The sequence below is a fragment of the Bradyrhizobium sp. USDA 4538 genome (assembly GCF_024171045.1).
Classification (GTDB): Bacteria; Pseudomonadota; Alphaproteobacteria; order Rhizobiales; family Xanthobacteraceae; genus Bradyrhizobium; species Bradyrhizobium australafricanum.
The window spans coordinates 7,067,456-7,085,994 of sequence record NZ_JALJZE010000001.1 but is presented as its reverse complement, the minus strand read 5'-3'; the positions used below and the strand labels follow the sequence as shown (position 1 = coordinate 7,085,994).

Annotated in this window: 16 protein-coding genes and 1 pseudogene; 8 read left to right on the top strand and 9 right to left on the bottom strand. The window is 57.8% G+C overall.

Going from position 1 to position 18,539, the window contains the following annotated elements; translation table 11 throughout:
• Positions 1-18 precede the first annotated feature (18 nt).
• From J2R78_RS32375 to J2R78_RS32365, 3 genes are all read right to left on the bottom strand, one after another.
• Entirely contained in the window at positions 19-2,268 is a 2,250-nt protein-coding gene (locus tag J2R78_RS32375; protein ID WP_253608129.1) for a molybdopterin cofactor-binding domain-containing protein, read from the bottom strand.
• 16 nt (positions 2,269-2,284) lie between these two features.
• Positions 2,285-2,752, bottom strand: coding sequence for a (2Fe-2S)-binding protein (locus tag J2R78_RS32370; RefSeq protein ID WP_253608128.1), 468 nt, complete (start codon positions 2,750-2,752; stop codon positions 2,285-2,287).
• A 688-nt stretch (positions 2,753-3,440) separates the two neighbouring features.
• Complete coding sequence (locus tag J2R78_RS32365; RefSeq protein ID WP_253608127.1) at positions 3,441-4,064, bottom strand: hypothetical protein; 624 nt, start codon at positions 4,062-4,064, stop codon at positions 3,441-3,443.
• Between the two features lie 169 nt (positions 4,065-4,233).
• Between J2R78_RS32365 and J2R78_RS32360 the strand changes: the two genes are divergently transcribed.
• Both J2R78_RS32360 and J2R78_RS32355 read left to right on the top strand, forming a co-directional pair.
• Positions 4,234-5,871 carry a DUF2235 domain-containing protein gene (locus J2R78_RS32360; protein WP_253608126.1) on the top strand — a complete coding sequence of 546 codons (1,638 nt, stop codon included), beginning with the start codon at positions 4,234-4,236 and terminating at the stop codon, positions 5,869-5,871.
• An 86-nt stretch (positions 5,872-5,957) separates the two neighbouring features.
• The gene (locus tag J2R78_RS32355) at positions 5,958-7,436 is read left to right on the top strand and encodes a hypothetical protein (RefSeq protein WP_253608125.1); all 1,479 of its coding nucleotides are present in this window, start codon (positions 5,958-5,960) and stop codon (positions 7,434-7,436) included.
• Positions 7,437-8,007: 571 nt separating this feature from the next.
• Here J2R78_RS32355 and J2R78_RS32345 read toward each other — a convergent pair.
• Positions 8,008-8,253, bottom strand: a pseudogene (locus J2R78_RS32345) (IS630 family transposase); the annotation flags it as partial.
• A 525-nt stretch (positions 8,254-8,778) separates the two neighbouring features.
• Here J2R78_RS32345 and J2R78_RS32340 point away from each other — a divergent pair.
• From J2R78_RS32340 to J2R78_RS32330, 3 genes are all read left to right on the top strand, one after another.
• Positions 8,779-8,976 (top strand): hypothetical protein, encoded by a 198-nt coding sequence (locus J2R78_RS32340; RefSeq protein ID WP_253608124.1) that lies wholly within the window; start codon positions 8,779-8,781, stop codon positions 8,974-8,976.
• A 1,225-nt stretch (positions 8,977-10,201) separates the two neighbouring features.
• Complete coding sequence (locus tag J2R78_RS32335; protein WP_253608123.1) at positions 10,202-10,408, top strand: hypothetical protein; 207 nt, start codon at positions 10,202-10,204, stop codon at positions 10,406-10,408.
• Between the two features lie 416 nt (positions 10,409-10,824).
• Positions 10,825-11,148, top strand: coding sequence for a hypothetical protein (locus J2R78_RS32330; protein ID WP_253608122.1), 324 nt, complete (start codon positions 10,825-10,827; stop codon positions 11,146-11,148).
• On the opposite strand, the gene J2R78_RS32325 is transcribed toward J2R78_RS32330, so the two are convergent.
• Complete coding sequence (locus J2R78_RS32325) at positions 11,112-11,309, bottom strand: hypothetical protein (protein ID WP_253608121.1); 198 nt, start codon at positions 11,307-11,309, stop codon at positions 11,112-11,114. The two genes, J2R78_RS32330 and J2R78_RS32325, sit on opposite strands and share 37 nt — an antisense overlap.
• 917 nt (positions 11,310-12,226) lie before the next feature.
• A complete protein-coding gene (locus J2R78_RS44830; RefSeq protein ID WP_256558700.1) occupies positions 12,227-12,352 on the bottom strand; it encodes a hypothetical protein in 126 nt (41 codons plus the stop codon).
• Positions 12,353-12,405: 53 nt separating this feature from the next.
• Between J2R78_RS44830 and J2R78_RS45450 the strand changes: the two genes are divergently transcribed.
• The gene (locus J2R78_RS45450) at positions 12,406-12,774 is read left to right on the top strand and encodes a TIR domain-containing protein (protein WP_375167142.1); all 369 of its coding nucleotides are present in this window, start codon (positions 12,406-12,408) and stop codon (positions 12,772-12,774) included.
• Here J2R78_RS45450 and J2R78_RS32320 read toward each other — a convergent pair.
• From J2R78_RS32320 to J2R78_RS32310, 3 genes are read right to left on the bottom strand one after another with little or no spacing between them, the layout of a single operon-like run.
• Positions 12,752-13,273: a Mov34/MPN/PAD-1 family protein gene (locus J2R78_RS32320; RefSeq protein WP_253608120.1), complete on the bottom strand. Its 522-nt coding sequence runs from the start codon at positions 13,271-13,273 to the stop codon at positions 12,752-12,754. The two genes, J2R78_RS45450 and J2R78_RS32320, sit on opposite strands and share 23 nt — an antisense overlap.
• Complete coding sequence (locus J2R78_RS32315; RefSeq protein WP_253608119.1) at positions 13,270-14,961, bottom strand: ThiF family adenylyltransferase; 1,692 nt, start codon at positions 14,959-14,961, stop codon at positions 13,270-13,272. Before J2R78_RS32315 ends, J2R78_RS32320 begins: the two co-directional genes overlap by 4 nt.
• On the bottom strand, positions 14,961-16,517 hold the full coding sequence (locus tag J2R78_RS32310) for a transcriptional regulator (RefSeq protein ID WP_253608118.1): 1,557 nt from the start codon (positions 16,515-16,517) through the stop codon (positions 14,961-14,963). The genes J2R78_RS32315 and J2R78_RS32310 overlap by 1 nt, the downstream gene beginning before the upstream one ends.
• 293 nt (positions 16,518-16,810) lie before the next feature.
• Here J2R78_RS32310 and J2R78_RS32305 point away from each other — a divergent pair, with 293 nt between their 5' ends.
• Positions 16,811-17,920 carry a Fic family protein gene (locus J2R78_RS32305; protein WP_253608117.1) on the top strand — a complete coding sequence of 370 codons (1,110 nt, stop codon included), beginning with the start codon at positions 16,811-16,813 and terminating at the stop codon, positions 17,918-17,920.
• A gap of 8 nt (positions 17,921-17,928) precedes the next feature.
• The gene (locus J2R78_RS32300; protein WP_253608116.1) at positions 17,929-18,480 is read left to right on the top strand and encodes a Pycsar system effector family protein; all 552 of its coding nucleotides are present in this window, start codon (positions 17,929-17,931) and stop codon (positions 18,478-18,480) included.
• The last annotated feature ends 59 nt before the right edge of the window (positions 18,481-18,539 follow it).

Here is an 18,539-nt window from a genome sequence, read left to right as displayed (position 1 = left end):
CCGGGTCATCGCCTCATCTCACAACTCCCGAGAGGGACGCCGCTCGGAGCCCTCAATTGCAGCCAGGACCTTCGCTGGGGTAAACGGGACCGAGCGCAACCGTACGCCAAGAGCATCGAAGACCGCGTTGGAGATCGCAGACGGCACGACCGCGGCTGCCGCCTCGCCTGCGCCCGATGGCTTCTCGGTCGGACGGTCGAAAAGTTCGATGACGACGTCGGGCACCTCCGGAAACGTCAGTATCGGATAGGTTGCCCAATGGAGGCTCGTCACGGCCGAACGATCGAAGAGAAGTTCCTCCTTCAAGGTGCGGCTGAGCGTTTGGATGATGTTTCCCTCAATCTGGTTCCTGACGCCGTCGGGGTTTATGACCTGCCCGCAATCGTGCACTACAAAGAAGCGCTGCACGCGGATTTCTCCGGTTCTCCGGTCGACCTCGATGTCGGCCACTGCACCGACATAGGTGGGTGACGGCAAGTCTTTGGCGTAGCTGATGCCTCGCCCGGCCACGACATCGACTTGCGGATTCCCTTGGGGCGAGGACCGCTTCTCCCACCGGGAGAGAGAGGCCAGACGCGTCAAAAGCTCGACAGCGCGCGGATCCTCGAGATGAGCAAGGCGGAAATCGAGCGGGTCGACACCGATCAAGGCAGCAATCTCATCGACGAAACATTCGTTGGCGAACGTGTTCTGCAATCGACCTGGCGACCGGATCCACGCCCAGCGAAATGGCGCCTCGGCGAGGAGATGCGCAACGGTCTTGACGTTCGGGAATGCGTAGGGAATCGCCGAGTTGGCGGTGAGATAATTGGGGTTGCTGAAGCGGTATGGCTCCGGGATCGGAGCGGTCGGCATGCCGGCGAGTGTGGCGGCGACGAGCGGCACTGGCGCTAAGCCCCCCTCGGGAATGAAGAGCTCCGATTCCCAGCCGACGATCCTGCCTGCATCATCGATGCCTGCGCGGAGGTCGATCAGTATCGGCGGACCTTTGGGATCCCAGCCATGCTCGTCAGCGCGCATCCATTGGACCCGCACGGGTTTCCCATCTACCGCGCGCGAGAGAAGCGCGGCGTCACCGGCCGCATCTTCGTGCCCATTGCGCCCGTAACAACCCGAACCTTCGACATAGAGACAGTGCACATGGTCCAGTGGCACATCCATCATCACCGCCAGCTGTCGTCTCAACCGGTGCGTTGCCTGAGAGGCGCTCCAGCACGTGATTTTTCGGTCGACGATCTCGACCGCGGCGCAAGACGGGCCGATCGAGCCATGCGTGTGAATGGCGAAGTCGTACGTTGCGGAAATGTGCCTCGACGTCTCGCTCGACGCCTTGGCGGCGTCACCAATATTGGATACGACAGCATCGCCATTCACCTTGATGCTGCGCACGTAGTCCCAGAGACGCGCCTGCTCTGGCAGCCCTTCCCAATTCGACCAGGTAGCCTTCAGCTTACGTGCAGCCTGGATGGCGCCCCATTCGGTTGCCGCAACAACGCCAAGGAAATTGCCTTCGCGCACAACCTTGATGAGACCCGGAATGCCGTTCACCGAGGTTTCGTCGACACTCTCCAGGCGGGCACCAATTGCCAGCGGGCGGATCACGCGGCCGTGCAGCATGCCTGCGACACGGAAGTCCTGCATGTACATGAAGCGTCCCGTCGCCTTTGACGGAATGTCGAGACGTGGCACAGACGTGCCTACAATCGCGTACGATGCTGGGTCTTTCACCGGCGCGTCCTTGTCGACCTTCAGCGAGAAAGTGCTGCCGCCGACAAGCTTGGCATATGAAATGCTCTTGTCGCTCGCCTTGACAATACCGTCCTCGATCCGCAGTTCTGTCCCCGGCACGCCAAACCGCGCAGCGGCCATTTCAACAAGCGCCTTGCGCGCAGTCGCCGCAGCCTGACGAATCCGCATCCCGCCGATCTGGATCGAAAGACTGGCCCAGGTGACGCCCTGGTCGGGCGTCAGCTCAGTGTCACCCTGGATGAGCGTTACTCGGTCGAGCGACACATCGAGCTCTTCGGCCGCGATCTGCGCCAATGCAGTGCGTAGTCCGGTGCCGAGATCCACCTTGCCGGAGTAGACAGTAACCTTTCCGTCGGCATCAATGGATAGAAATCCGTCCACTTCGTCGGCTTCGACAGTCTTCCTTCGGGAACCGCTCTGCGCCAAAGCAGGGAGCGCCGCTTCCGCAAACGTGAAGGCGACGAGGAGCACGCCGCCAGTCTTCAACACGTCGCGACGGGTGGAGACAACGTCCAGCATCTCTGTCTCCTTTATCTCACGCCTTTCGCGCCGCCCGCTGCACTGCTCGAACGATGCGAAGGTGCGTGCCGCAACGACAAAGGTCGTCGGCGAGCGCCTTCTTGATCTGAGGCACGGTCGGGTTGCCGGCTTTCGCGAGGAGCGCGGTCGCGTGTATGATCATGCCGTTAAGACAGTAACCGCACTGTGCCGCCTGTTCGTCTATGAAGGCTTGTTGAACAGGCGACGGCTCCTCCGGACTGCCAAGTCCCTCAAGCGTCACCACCTTTTTATTTGCGACCTTGGTGAGCGGTACTTCGCATGAGAGCACGGGCTCATCATCCAACAGCACGGCACAGGTGCCGCACTGGCCCAATCCGCAGCCAAAGCGCGGTCCCTTCAATTGAAGATTATCTCGCAAGGCATACAGAAGCGGCATGCCCGGGTCATCGACTTCAATCGTGACCAAGCGGCCGTTTACATCGAGCGAAACCGACGTGGGCATGAGCGCCTCCCACCATCGTTCCTGCGTATAAAAAAATTACGTATACTCTCCTCAGCGGACATTTTGAATGCCCCGAGGGGCCTCTTGCTCGGTAGGTAAGCCACAATGAGTAGACGCACTGCACCATTTTCGCACCAGAAACGACCTCGCCAAAACACAACGAACGCGATCAACTGCTAGCGAAAGTACTGCAAAATCAATGGTGTTAGTCCTTAATCTCCCGCTCATAACGGTCTGGTTGCAGGTTCGAGTCCTGCCGGGCCCACCAAGAAGATCAATGTCTTACTAGGTCCTCGTTGCCGGTAGCGCGACGACCGCACCAGATACGGACACTTTTTGTTCGCGCACGGGTTGGCGCTCCGCAATCATTCGACTTCGTCAGACGACACAATTGGAAGCGCAACGAGCGGCGTTCGATCGTCGCCAGTTGGAGAGGATCCGACGAGCCTTTTTGCTTTGGGATCATCAAACCGAGATACAGCCGTACACTAGAGCGGAGCTATACGAGTAACGGCTGCTTTGAGTGCGACGCATTGATCGGGTAATTCTTCGAACACAATGCTTGGCATCATGAAGAAGCGAACAAGTCGTGGATCTAGTGAGGGACACGGATATAACTCCGATGCATCTCGTACTGGCGTTTGCCCATGACCGACCATTTCGAGCCAACTCGCACCGCTACGCTTCATCAGGGCTCAGTCGTCGCTCTTGCCGCAGCAGCCTTCTCTTTCGAATCGAACGGTTCTGTCCATCCGCCTCGCCGATACCATCCGCTGTACGATTCTTCGTAAACTCGACCATGCGCTTGGTCGACGGCCTCGACCTCAAGTATGGCAATTAAACTTGCCGCGTCGGACTCAAACCTTAGCTTGTGGTCGCCGCTCCGATCGGCACCCAAGTCGACCATATCGATCCACGATCGAATCTTCTGACTTGCGAACGAGGCATCCGGATCGTGTGCGAACTCGTTTCGTATCTTCCTGATAACGTGAAGCGCTGCGTATTCTCCTTCGGAAATCAGGTGCAGCACTCGGCAGAGGTCGATCTTGCTCGCGAACGATCCTAGCGGCGCCGCGCCACCCGAAAATAGCGCCTTCCGCGCTCTGCCCGGTGGAAGATAAGCGCAAAGGACCAATCCGAGAGCGCGGTCGAGCTCCGCGCCGACTAGAACCGCCATGCCACGCTCGCTTTCATCACCTAGCCTTCGGATCAGTTCGTAGCGCCGCCGCCATTCGGGATCGCTGTCGATCAGATTTTGAAAGGCATCGGACATTTTCAAGGTGATCCGGAGGACATCGAGGTGACTTTCCAACAGCTCTCGGAGGTTGCCAACAGAAAAAGCAGAGCGCTCCAGTTGACAAGCGAGGTCCGGGCTGAACGATGCACGTCGTTATTTTTGCCTATTGCCGAACAGCTTATCGCCAGACCCGAGAGCCACTTGAAGCCAACCCCGGCGAAGGATTAGCCGCCTAGGGAATAAAATGCCGAAAAACATCATTATCTTCTCCGACGGAACGGGCCAAGTTGGCGGGATCACGTTCGATGAAATCCGAACCAACGTCTACAAACTCTACCGAGCTTGTCGCGTCGCACCCGACTCTTCGATCGATCCAGCAGAACAAGTTGCATTCTACGATCCCGGGCTCGGATCGAGCGCGGACGGCGGTCGCCTCCATGGCACCCTCAGCCGCAGGCTATACAATCTTGCAAGCCGGGCAACTGGCTTGGGAATTACCGCAAACATCATCGATTGTTACGCTGCCCTTATCCGCCTTTACCGGGACGAGGACCGCATCTTCCTGATCGGATTCAGCAGAGGTGCCTACACCGTCCGCTCATTGGCCGCCGTCATCGCCTGCTGTGGAATACCACGTCATCTTCCCGGGGGCGGCGCGCTTCCGATGGACGTCAAAGGTTCGACGAACCTGGCCGAAACGGCCGTCAAATCTGTCTATCAATTCTGCTCGTCGTACGACCGCAACGAGGTCGGATCCTATCTCCGCTTCATGATGGACACCCGGGACAAGGTCGCCCGGAAATTCCGTGACGAACATGGGTGTTCGAACCCGGCCGACGGAAATCTAGCGAACGTCTATCCCTATTTTATCGGGGTATTCGATACCGTCGCAGCGCTCGGCCACAAAGGTCTCGGGCTTCTGACCGTCATCGTCGTCCTAGCTCTGCCGTTCCTACTCAGCTTTTTGATTTCGCTCGTTTCGTTCGCCGACGGCTTTCCGTACATTGGTCGCTTCCTCCAGTTTCTGACGTTCTGGAACGTCTTCGACGTGCTGGGCCCTGCGACGGTTTTGACGGGTGTCTACGTCTACCTGAAGAACTACTTCAAAACCGCGTTCGGTCTCCCCGGATACGGCTTTTGGAAAAGCATCGCGACCATCCATTTCGCGCGCGGAAAGCACAAGTTCTACGACCAAACGTTGAACGCGAATGTCGGCTATGCGAAACACGCGATCTCAATCGACGAGAACAGGGCCGATTTCAAACCCGTCGAGTGGAAGCCCACTGCCTCCAAGGCGGGCCGCGACTCTGACAAGAACCTATTCTTTGAACAGGTCCACTTCCCGGGCGTACATGCGGACGTCGGGGGCGGCTACAACGACAATGAATCGCGGTTGTCCGACATCGCTCTGAAGTGGATGCTCGCAGCCGCATCTCTCGTTCCGAACGGACTCAAGCACGATCCGTCCGTCCTGCGGCTGCATCCCGACCCGTCGGGCTCCCAGCACGACGAACAAAAGGGCGGCTTCCTGCGGTTCGGGCTCCGAGTGATCAAGAACAACAAGGCGATCATGCACAAATCCGTCTATCGCCGGTTCGAGGCAGGGCCGGTCGTGCTCTTCGACCGGATCGGCCCCTACCGTCCCAGCCCGATGAGAAGCCACGTGGACTTCGTTCAGTATTTTGATCCCAAGGTCACGGATCCGAAACCGGCCGATCCCGAAACATCGCAAGTCGCCGACGACATCGAGTACAAATGGGAACGGAAACGCGCGGCGGAGACCGCAGCAGCCATGGCCGCCAACGCAGGTCGTGCTCCCTCCGCCGCCGACGGCAGTCATCAGGCCGATTCCGCGAAAGATCTTGCCGATGGGTTATCATGAAAATCAAAGCAGCGATGCGACGACAAGCGGAGCGCACCTCGACGAGGGGCCGCGCTCATGTCGTGACCAACTGAAGAGGCGGAGTGATGTCGGCTGGTAACTTTCTTTACGGATCGTCTTCCAAATTCGTCGTGGTCGCCTCGCTCGCCGTCCTTCTCGACCTTTGCGGTTCGCTCTCGACGATCGGATCCGCGCTCGCTCAAGCCGTGGCGAGCCCTTCCGGAACCGCCCCCGAAACGAAGACGAAGCCATCAATGCCAAATGAGCCGGCGGCCGAGTCGGCAAAGCTGAAGGATGCCGCCGCCGGTCTACGAATGTCGTCGGTGGACTGCGCCGGAGGTGAAGACCTTCGTAGACTTTCCGCCTCGCCCAACAGTCCCTCCATCGTATACAACGCGAAATTCGTTCCCGCTTGGAACACGGTCGACTTCGGGTTGCCCGGCGTCTCCGATGCGGCGGGCTATTATTTCGCCCTGTTGATCGAAGACAACGAGATTCCCAAGGACGACAGTCGCCACCGCGCGCGCGTGCGCAAAGCCGCTCCCAACGACGATCTCGTCACGAAGCAACTCCTCTCGCCCGGAGAGACCATCGTTTCTCTCGACGTCACAATGAACGTCGCGCCCTGGTGGTGGTGGGCGAAGCGCAATCTCTACATCTATCAGTGCAGCACCGGCAGACGTCCGGTCAACGTCAGTTACTCGCCGGTCTACATAAGCCCGTTCTCGGTCAGTTGGATGGCGGCGATCGCCGTCGTCATCAGTCTCTATTGGCTTGTGTCGCGCACCTTCCTTTTCGTCAGCGACAAGAAACTGAATGGTTGGCACGCGGTGAACCCCATCCGGATCACGGCAGGTCCCGACAATCGCGGGAGCTTGTCCGCGTTTCAGGTCTTCTTTTTCACCATGATCGTGTTTTCGATGCTGGTCGTCCTCCTCCTGCGGACAGGTGTATTATCCGACCTGTCGACGACCATTCTGGAACTCCTGGGAATTTCGGGCATAGGTGCAGCCGCGGCGAAAGGTACCGACAACTCCAAAAGTAGCCTTACTCCCGCGAACCTGACGTGGCTGCACAACAAGGGCTGGTACGACAGCCCGTCCGTGATCGTCCAGCCGGAACCGAGCTTCTATGACCTCATTTCAAGCGACGGGAGCTTCGATGTCTATCGCTTTCAGAGCTTCGTGTTCACCGTCGCCGTAGGCGTTGCTTTGTTGATCGGCGGGATCGCACAACTCGCTTCGTTTACGATTCCACAAAACATCCTCGGAATCTTGGGCCTGAGCCAAATCGTCTACATCGCCGGCAAAGTGGTCAGCGCCACCGACGCCGAACGTCTGGATGCGGCCGTGACCGATCTGCGAGAAGCCGAGGCGGAATTCCGAAAGGCCGCGCTTACGCCGGGGGCGCCGCTCGGCGATTTGCAAGCCTTGATCGGCCGAGCGCCCACAGCCTACGCCGATTACCTTGAAAAGGCGACCGGTACGGCCAAACTCTTCAAACAGATCGTCGGCAGAACGCCCGATCAGAGCAACCTCGCGCCCTCGATCGGAAGCAATCCGTGACCGCATTTGGTATCTCAGGACGCGGTCAGAAGACTTGGCGTTGCCACGAACGATCAAGCTCTGCGCCAACTCGGCGATCCGTTCGGGAAACCGCGCATCGGACGTGTCCAGGATGGCCTGCTGCACGCGCCGATCGCTGATGGTAGCGACTGTGACCATCACAACCTCGGCGCAAGCGGATCTAGCGACAAGCGCCCTCCCCACCGCGCTCCGACCTCGCCCGTGCCGCCGATGATCAGGACACGAAACGTCACGCCTAGGCCGACTTCCGCTGCGGTTTGGCCACCGGCTTCTTCGCGACAGCTTCCTTCACGGGCTTTTTGCCGGCGATCGACATGAGATCTCCTTCTGGCCTGCAGATGTTTTCTTCGCCTTCTTCGCGGGCTTCGCTGCGGTCGCACCTCTAGTTTGAATTTATGGTGGGCTCGGAGGGCGGAATCATTTGCTGTGATTTCAATTGGTTACAGAGGCAAGGAACGAGTTGGGGTGCATTTCGCGCTCACACGTCCTTTTTTGGCCGAACCGAAAAAAGAAGCCCTACCCTATACGAAGTCAGGCTAGTCACGTGAATCTAAAGTTCGCCACATAAAGTCTGCTGGGCTTTGTGACAGAAGCGTTTGACGGACGCCAAAATCTGGTCAGCGGACTTGGTCCATTTGAATGGCTTCGGGTTTTTGTTGTGGAGTTCGATGAAGGTGCGGATGTCGGCCTCGAGCTGCCTGACGGAGGTATGAACACCTCGCTGGATCTGCTTTCTGGTGAGTTCGGCAAACCAGCGCTCAACCTGGTTGATCCAGGACGCGGAAGTCGGCGTGAAAGCCAGCGCCAGCGCGCTCGCGACATGGCCGGCAAAGCAATCGACAAAATAGCGGACAGCACCGCCAGTTCGGACGAGCAAGCCGACCGCAAGCGCCAGTTCGTCAAGGGACCCGGGGAATTCCAAAAGCTACGACGCGACCGAAACCGGAAATGAACCGCTTCAAGGCCATAAAATAGGTGGATGTACTCAAGACCGCGATTGGATGGTTTGAACTGCCACACTGGCTCATCGTGGCGGGCACGTTGTTCGTGATTGCCGGCCTAACTGGGAGCGCGATCAGTCACAGGCGACGGGAGAAGGTTCAAGACAATCCCGCGGTAGCTTCGAGTCCCGAGTCCCGTCCCCAACTGCCACTACTGCCGGATCTTCTTGACTCCCGGCCACGAAAGGATCGAGGTCCGCCGGCTGCTTGAAGATGGGCTGAGCGCGAAGAAATAGCGCCTGCGCCTTGCCCTTTCATCGCGAAGGATCGAAAGCCCTCTCCGCGCGTTGACCAATTGACCCCAAGTAGGGAGGTCAACAATGATCAACAGCCGAGAGCGACGGGCAACGACAGCTGCGGAGCGCGAAGCCCACAAGCTATTCAAAGCGGTCAGGGCGAAGGAAGCTATGACCGAATACGTCAAAGCGCAAAAAGCATTCCACGATAATCGAGAACGCCTGAAAGCAGAGCGGCTGGCGCGCGAAGCTGAAGCGGCCAGCCGCAAAAAAGCAGATTGAACGGCCCACTTGGATGATCACGGAGGACCAAGTTTGGCCCTCCCGGTGGAGGGTGACATGGCCCTGCACTTTAGCCGCGTCGACACTGGCTGAGAGCAGCAATGTGGGTCACCAACTGCGTTGAGACAAAGGCCTCCGAGATCGGTACGCACCTATTTTCGAGAAACCCACCGACCATTGAGGTGAAAGGTGGCTGGATCTCAGAGCGACAGGACGACGCGGGCAATTGGCTTCCCGTGAAGAAGCGATGCCGCGATGAACTCCTGCGGTGTTTTGGCTTTACCTGAAGTGACAATTGACCCAGCCCTCGGTGATCGTCGCCTTCCGCCGACCAATTCCTAGCGGCTTCATTCTGCACGCGATCGGCGCCGCAGGAAGGCTGTGCCTCGCCTCCCGGAATTTCCTGTCACCGCCCAGCAACACGCGCAATGTTCCATCTACTGGAACGGCAGTTTAGACTCCACTGCTCGAAATCCTTGCGGCAGCCTCGATCTTACCGGGCTGGAAGTATTATCATTGCACTGACAGGCAATTTTCCCGGACGGGCCGCGGTGCGCAGTGCACTGCGGCCTTTTTCGTTAGGGGTAAAGTTCTTGCGCGAAACACCAGTGCTTTTGATCATCGATGCAATGGCAGTCGGTGCTGTCGTGATCGGCGCAATTTTCGTCCTTGTCGACCGTCTAGGCCACCGGCCTAAGAAGCGACTCCGACGTTGAGCGATTCTTGAAGTGGTAATCGAAGCGCGTTGCTGCAAGCGCCCTGTGGCTGCATCGTAAGTTTTCCGGCCCCTTCACGCGCAGGCCCACCCTACTATCGGCCGAGCCGCAGATTCACATGACATGGGTCAGTTGACGAGCGCGCTCACCGGGGCGCTAATTAGGCGAACTGCACCAAGCGTTCCCGAGCGACCGTCCCCTATAGGGTTAGTCCGGAAGGAATGTCCGTAGATTTACTATGAGCCGAAATTCCGACTGCTCGGAACGTGAGCGTGCGCTAAGTTGAACAGCGAGGGGACGGCACCTTGAGGTAGGGAGGCCGCTATGGAGCGTCTGTACCTAGGCATTACTGTTACAAGCACGTACGCCCTGGTCACTCTTGCGCTGATCTTGGCTTTCCTGCACTGACCGACCGACTCTGATCTTCGTCCGCGGGGCGTCGGCGAGGCAATGTGTCAATTGGTCTAATCGGGTTCGCAAAGCCGGCCGGGAATACCTATCCTCCGGTAATGGCGATCACGCGAAAGCCGCTCGAGATCCCGCCCGAAATCGCCCGTCGGTTCGCTGAGAGCATGTGGGCGTTCCATGCGGAGTACGACCCGATCAAGCGCGACGAGATCGCGGCCGATACCCGGCACACCTTGTTGCAGCACCTACCCAGGGGGACAAAGCTGCGCCTGGCTGACATCCTCGAATTATTCGAGCTGATGCGATGAATCGAAGACTCGCAATATTCGCTGCGGTGCTGGGATCGTTATTCCTCGGCTTCGCCGCGCTCGATTACGCGCCATCGCTTCTCGGCTGCACTATCAAGGGAAACCTAAGCGCAGGCGGCGAGCGGATCTATCACCTTCAGGGACAGATGTACTATTCGCAGACACGGATCAATTGGCTTCGCGGTGAGCGCTGGTTTTGCTCGGAAGCAAGTGCGCTTGCAGCCGGATGGCGTAGGGCGCGGATCTAGCCGACACCCAACCCCGCTTGAGCAAGCGTCCACCACGCCTCTGTTGTCCTCATCGGCACCGACCGTATTCTTACGGGACCGCCTCTGGCAGACAACTTGCGACGCGTGCGTGAATAGTTCGGCCAACAGCTATTCGGTGTGCCGAACTCATACATTCGGAGCACGCAAATGAATATGCATCCTCGTTTTGAAACAGCCCGCGAAAGCACGGTACGAGAATTGACGATCAGCAAGATACTGGCTGATCTTGTCCGCACCCTCCAACTGATCGAAGCTGAGATCGCGGCCGAAGAAGACCGCGCGAAGATTTTCGACCGATCCAACGTGAGGTATCCGATTTTGGCAAAGTCGCTGAACGATCGGCGCGACAATCTCAAGGTGACCATTGCCGCACTTGAACAGCGTCTCACCGAGAGAGACTCAGCACCACACCGCGTCGCCGACAAGGACGAAACTCAGCGCCACATCGTAGGCGTGTTCAGGGCGTTGTGACCCGCTGCCTTCAAGTCATCTATTGAGAGTCGACCGTTTGCCGCGGCTTCGAGGATCTTGGAAGCAACGTGCGTCCTGGCGCCGGTTTCAAAGACGGAAATATTCTCGCAAACTTCCTCTAGCACCGCTCTTAGCAGCGCGGTCGTTTCGGCGTCGAACATGCGTTTCCCTCCAATTGGAGATTGATGCTGAACGCCGCGCGAGCGGAGTATGTTCGCTCGGCGGCGATCGCCACGCATTCCAGTCTGGGCCCTGAAATCCCAGCTCAGGGAGCTTGGCACTTGTCCGCCAAGGTTTTGTGACGCGCGCGTTCATCGTTGCGCTCCCAAGGCCGCTTCAATGCCCTTAAAAAACTACGCCGTCGGGCTCGAAATATCGTGTCCCGGCGGCGCCTGTCATTGGGCCCCTGAAATCCTCCAGCGAAACACGATCTAGCAGCCATTCACCCGCGCATTTGTGAACCAGATCACAATCGCCCCCCGTAGAACCACGGCCCGCCTTGAAACAAGGCTGGCCCAACCAACAAGCCGTTCAAATAATCTTCCCCTTTAATTGGGCTGCTTGTCCCTTGCTTGCGCTTCGCAGATGATGGCGGTCCACAACCTCAAAGGGAGAGCTCCGCCGGTGGCCAATCAGCAAGACGACGACGATCTCTTACCGAACGAGCTACGCTCCTGTCACTCACATTAAGGCCAGTGCCAGCACCGAAACTTTGGATTTCGTCCTCTCGTTTCGTACAGATGACGGTGCGATCTCGAGATTTCGTCTAGCGCCGCGCCAGGCGACCGACATAATGGGATGGCTGCCGTTTGTGGCGGTTCAACAAGCAAGAGACAATCCGAACGTGGCTAATGCGCCCGAGCAGCTTGTCGAAATAAGAAAGACGCGAATCTCAGGACAAGGAGCGCAAAACCCCGGAGAAGCTTGGCTTTACGTCGCTGCCGGGCAGCTAACTTTGGCAGTGAAGCTTGGCCCGCGGAATCTGCTGGACTTGAGAACATGGGCCGACGACATGCTCCGGTTCGTTGCTCCGACGGGGGAAGAACGTAAGCATTAATTGTCATTTGAGCCACCGCCCTCAGCTATAGCGCTCCGGTGGCGGCGGCGGGCTCGCATACTGATCGAGAATCGCCCGTGCGATTTTCATCGCCTCCTCAGGCAAGAAGGCCAAGTTGATCGGCTCACGATTGTCAAATTCCAGCATAAGGATGCTCGGCGGTGGATTGGTCCCTCTATCTGTAGCGACCCCAACTATCCATCTTTCGACAGGGATATACCCTTGAGGCGCTCGAAAGACAGGTCAGCGAATCCGATTTCGCGGTCGCCATCGCAGAACCCGACGATATTTCGGAATCGCGCGGCCGGCGGGCTCCCACCGTTCGCGACAACGTCCTATTCGAGCTCGGTCTGTTCATGGGGAAGTTGACCCGGTACCGGACGATTTTAGTTCATCCTAGGATCAAGGATCTGAAATTGCCGTCGGATTTGCCAGGCCTGACGCTCGTGCCCTACGATGCGGGGGACGAGGCCACCATCCCGTCGCGCATTTCCCCAGCCTGCGACTCGATCCGCGAACTCGTCAGAAGGTTGGGCGTCAGAACCTTCACGATCGAAAAAGATCGATAATCCGGCGTAGCCAGCCCTTTCGAGTCGCCCCCGTCTCGTCTTCCATAACCACGTCGACGTTTACCGGTGAAATACCTGGTCTGAATGCCAAGGCGGACAGCTCAAGCAACCCGCGCCGGCGAAGGGACACGATCAGCAGCACGGCAAAATGCGCGCCGACGTCAGGGCTCTCTACGATGTCCAGCATCGTTGCCAAATCCTGCCCGCTCGGCAACGCGCTAAATTGCGGATGTGAGTGCCATTCACCGAGATAGTTGAAACGCTGGTAGTCGTTTCCCGTTCGCGCAAAAAACTCCTTCAGAAACGCCGAACTTTGCTCCACGTCGCGCACGAAATGCGCCACCGAACCACCGCTCCGCTGCACGGAGAGATCAGCTACTCGGAACGTAGCGTTATGCATGTGCTCGCCCACGAGCACACCGCCGATTTCCCGGGTGCCCGCACTACGGAGTTCTTTTCTTAAGCAACTGACTACATCAGCCGGCAAAATCAATTTCATTTCGGAGAGAATATCTTCACGATTTCGACGACTTCCGAAGCGATCTCGTCGCGCGTCAGTTCGGGCTTGGGTTCCGGTGGCGGGGCGTCGCTCATTTCGATTGGATAGCTTTCGAAAGCTTGCGAGAACAGGCCCGCCTCCGGCGCCAGGCCGAGGACATAAGCCGAGAACGGAAAGTATGACGGATTTCGGCCAATCAACGTATCAATCGTTAGCCTTGTTGCCGCGGCGGCGATACTGGTGATATCTGCGTCGTCCGCAATAAGTACGGGCCCCTCCTCACCGGTGGCATAATCGCGGGACGCGCGCTTGGGCTTGTAGTCTCGGTCGTAAAACCAATTCTCGACCGCGAGTCGCATCAGCTGGGGACTAGGCTCAAGGTTCGGCCGACATCGAGCGATCAATCCTCCAAATCCGCCGCCGAAAACCTCAGCCCATATCATCGGCCGTTTGGCCGTCTCCGCGACGGCCGACAACAGATTGAAGACTTCCGGATTGGCTGTCGCGTCAACGAACAGATCACGCTTTACCAACGATGTAAGGGCGGCGTCTGCAGTCCCGCTCGCCTCTTGGCCCGCGAGGCGAATCTGCCGAAAGAAGACCTTCGCTGCTGGATTGACATTCCGGATGCGTTGCGCGACGGCATCCGCCTTGTGAGTACCGACGTCGCGCCAGTCGAGTTCGTTGCGCACGAGATTATCAGGCTGCAAGAGATCATCGTCGATCAAATAGAAATCGCTGACGCCTGCCCTCGCGAGCATCGCTGCGATCTTGCCGCCCATCGAGCCGCACCCCACGATCGCAACGCTCTTATCGCGAAGAGCCGCGTGAGCGTCATCCAGTCGTTGTGCTTTGAACTCCGGCGCAATAGTCACCATTGAGATCACGGATTGGTCCAGTGCGGAAAATCCATAGATCGCCTGGCCTTTCAGGATGACCAGTGTCGTTTCATCGGCATCAAGGCCAAGAGCAATCGCTGCTTCCTTGAACTCATCGACGTTTGACGCCGGAGGCAAGCTTTGGCTCTCCTCCAATCGGAGTACGGTGGTTGGTCTCTCGAATGTTTCATTACCGAGCGTTGGCGACACATCTTCGTTGTGCCAAACCGTACCATCGGGAAGCGTAACCTTGTCGATCACATAGACGTTGCTCCTACCGCGAAGCAGAATCAGCATATTGGCTTTTAATTTGACGCCCGTCTGGACAGTTCCGAGAAATCGCTCAAGTGACCGCGTGACGAGCAAACGGAAGACCGTCGAGCGCAAGGTCTGACCGAGCGACGCAACGTGCCTGGAGGGAACGTCTCCTCGCTCGCCTGCCTCCGGATTCTCGGTCGACAACAGGCGATGGGCACTTTCGAGCAATTGCGCGCCCGTTATATCGCTTGTCCAGTTGTCAGGTCCGTATTCGAGGCAAAGTTCATCGCCAGCCCCGAACTGGTGGCTTGACCAGCGCGATTTGTCACCTCGCGGGAAGACCGAGGGTGGCGTGTACGGGAAACTCTCCGGATAGAGGAGATAAACCGGAAATGTTCGCACACCGATGACGATGTCGGCATCATAGATCAACCGCTTCGCATCGTCGGTTCGCCAACCCACAGGTGCCAGCCAAGTAGCATCGCTGGCCAACGTATCGAGGCCAATCCTCTCAGTTCTGAACCGCGCCAGATCGGAGAGATACCACCACATCAGGCAAATCCATCGGGCTTGGCAGGACCCGTCGGACGGTTCGGAAAGCTGAAGGGCTGAGCTGCGGCCGACGCCGGCTGAAGGAGGCTTGATGCGGCCATGGCCTTCGATGCGCGGGCGGACTTATCATCCTTGCCGGCCATTTCATTGACGGCAGTCTCATAGTCGAGGTCGGTGTAGACGCGCGAATCACCAAAAAGAGCGTGAACACCATGCGTGCACTTTGCATAGGCCACCTTTCCGATAGCCGTTTGCCTACCTGTGCACCGTGATTGTTCGCTTTCTGCGGCCAGAACACCCCGGCTGACAGAACAGCGAATGAGGTCGCCCTTCATTCCCAACCGAGTGATGTTCATCGGTCCATACTCAAACCCGATTGCCAGGCCGAGACTTGACGCATCGGTTCCTTTTTCCTTCAGCCGCTTTAATGCCAGATTGAAGCTGCTGCGCATCGCACCGGCACATAGGGTCATATTGCTGATGGTTTCGTGGGTATCCGTCGTCTGCGCTGTCCCCTCGACCAAGAGACCGTGAATACAGTCACCAATGAAACGCACCTTGCGACCTTGGAAGTCCTCGTGCAGGACCGCATCCAGTTCAGCCCGCAGGAGGTGAAGCGTGCGCACGACGTGTTTGGCGCCGTCATCAGTCGTGATGTTCGCACCGACGTATTTTGTAAACCCGTCCAGGTCGCCATAGATCGTTGCAGCTTCCTGCCGACGCGAATTTTTGGCCGAGAGGCTTTCAATATCCAGCGTGGCGTATGGCGGGGTGTGGCCCGAGAACTCGAACGCTCCGATAGGATTGTTCCTCAGATCCTCCCGCCACTCCTTAACGATGTCGGCTGCTGTGACCTCCAGCTTCGCCTCGTTCTGACTCTTTTCGATCTCGGTTGCCGTGAGGGGCGAGTTATCGACGTTAGTCAATTCCGCGAGGCCGATTGCCTTGCGCGCCGTGTTGGTGAGGAAAATGCCGGTTGCGGTCCCGCCCCCTGCCCGCTTGGCCGCATGGTTTGCAGGTTCGCCGAGAAACAAAGGTTCGCGGTGACCGCGGCGGCCATTGTTGACCGCAAGAGCCTTTCCAGTATCGATCCCAATCCGAACCTTCGCCGCCGGGTGATCCGCGTCTTCGCCAGTCTGCGCCAACACATCGATGATCAGCTGACCGGTCGCCACCGCGCGGTGAACCCGCTTGGCCTCGCTATCATATGGTTTCGCTACCACCGAATGCAGGCGCTGATTGTGGAAGTCGACTAGGATGGTATCGACCCGGGCAATGATCCGGTACGCCGCCCTGTAGTGCAAATTCAGGAACCTGAGCGTCCGCTTGTGGCACGTCTCGCCTTCAATCTCTGTGACAGCCAACATGTCCTTCATATTGAGAATGTCGGCATAGAGATGGACGCCATCCACGCGGTAGGCGACCGTGCTCGATAGGTTGGCGAGATTAGTGTCCCGGACATACTCCTTGATTTCAATGTCCTTGAGCGGCAGCGCGTCGATCTTGGCGTCAATACGTTTTGTCGCCCGATCCTTGTTCCAATTGCGGCCTGCCATCGTCTAAAGCCCTGTTCGAGCGCCAAGCGCTATGTGGGTGAAAACGTCGGACGCAACCGCAAATGGTGCGCCATGGAAGTTCCGCCAGCCCCGAACGGGAACCATCCACAGGTTTAAGCTTAGTTTATAGAACATATAGAGAACTTATGAAAGACTCGGCGGGTAGTCAGAGCGTCAACATTTGGGATAACGCGACAAAAAGAGCTTATCTAGATCATTCTCGTCAATTTTTGACGAGAGTATTGTCGATGACGAGAAAGCGATCCATAATCTCTTCACAGGATGCAGAGATTATGCCGTACATTCACAACAGCCCAATTTGGCCGAATTTCAACTGGAACGTTCAGAGCATCACTGATCGGCTCGCGGCCGTCCGTCACAAGCAGGGCCGCCTCATAGGTCGGATGGAACGTTTGGGCTTCCCGATCAAGGCCGAAGCAACACTCCAAAGCCTGACTGAAGAAGTCGTGAAGTCCAGTGAGATCGAAGGAGAAGTCCTCGATCGCAACCAAGTGCGTTCGTCAATTGCCCGCCGGCTGGGTGTGGACATTGGTGCGCTTACGCCGGCTGACCGGATGGTCGAGGGCGTCGTCGAAATGATGCTCGACGCTACACAAAAGTATGCCGACGAACTAACGGCCGATCGCCTCTACGCTTGGCATGCGGCGCTTTTCCCCACCGGACGAAGCGGTATGACCAAAATCGTGGCCGGCGCATGGCGCACCGATGAGTCCGGACCCATGCAAGTCATCTCGGGGCCTATAGGGCGTGAGCATGTGCACTACGAGGCTCCCGCCGCCGGACGGCTCGAAAATGAAATGCAGGCTTTTCTGGCTTGGTTTAACAGCCGCGCTGACATGGACCTCGTCCTCAGAGCCGCGATTGCCCATCTTTGGTTTGTGAGCATCCATCCCTTCGAGGATGGAAATGGGCGCATCGCGCGAGCCATCACCGATCTTGCGCTGGCGCGTTCCGAGAACAGCAGTCACCGCTTCTACAGCATGTCGGCGCAGATCCGTCGTGAAAGGAATGACTACTACGCCGTTCTCGAAAGAACCCAAAAAGGCGACCTGGACATCACCGACTGGCTTAAGTGGTTCCTAAATTGTTTGGATCGCGCCTTCGACGGGGCTTCGATTGTGCTCGCCAGCGTTCTGCGGAAAGCCAACTTCTGGGACGAACATGCGGAGAAACAACTCAATGAGCGTCAACGGACCGTTCTCAATCGGCTTCTAGACGGCTTTCAGGGCAAGTTGAGCTCATCCAAGTGGGCGAAGCTGACCAAGATATCCCAGGCGACGGCGTCGAGAGACATTGATGAACTCGTCGCGCTCGGCATCCTGAAGAAGGATGCGGCCGGCGGCAGGAGTACCAGCTATTCCCTGGTAGAACCGAAGACTTAGGAAAGCCCATGAAGGATGATCAAGAAGAGGCCTTCGAGAAGATTCTCTCCACACAACTCGGCAGAACTATCGATTTCGTCAAGTTTGCGGAAACCAAGAACGCCGCTCTTCTTACGTTCTCGTCGGCTTGGATTCTCGGTGCGATCAATCTGTTGACGGGAAAGGCCAGCCTGTCTCCAGGTTACAACATCGCATTCTGCGTTGCGCTTCCGCTCTTCGCCATTGGTGGTCTGGTCTGTATTCTGTCATTTGTCCCGCAGGTGTTGGCGCGGTTTTTCCAATCGGACGACGACTCCGTTAGCTTGTTGTACTGGGGGCACATCGCGCAGATTCCTGTAGCCCGCTATCACGACCGCGTCACGGAGCGCTACAAGCCCAACGAGGGACATAGCGTCACCGCGCGATACCTCGACGATTTGTGCGTCCAGATCTCAGTGAACGCCCGCATCGCGACCCGCAAATTCACTATGTTCAACATTGCCGCAGGCTTCGTGTTCGCAGCGATTTTCATCCTCACGCTTCCATCGCTGTGGTGGGGCGTCCGCCTCATTTTCCGGTGAGGAGCGCGCTGGGCCAGCGTCCCGGCCTTCGGTCACGATTTCTTGCGCTGATCGCTTGC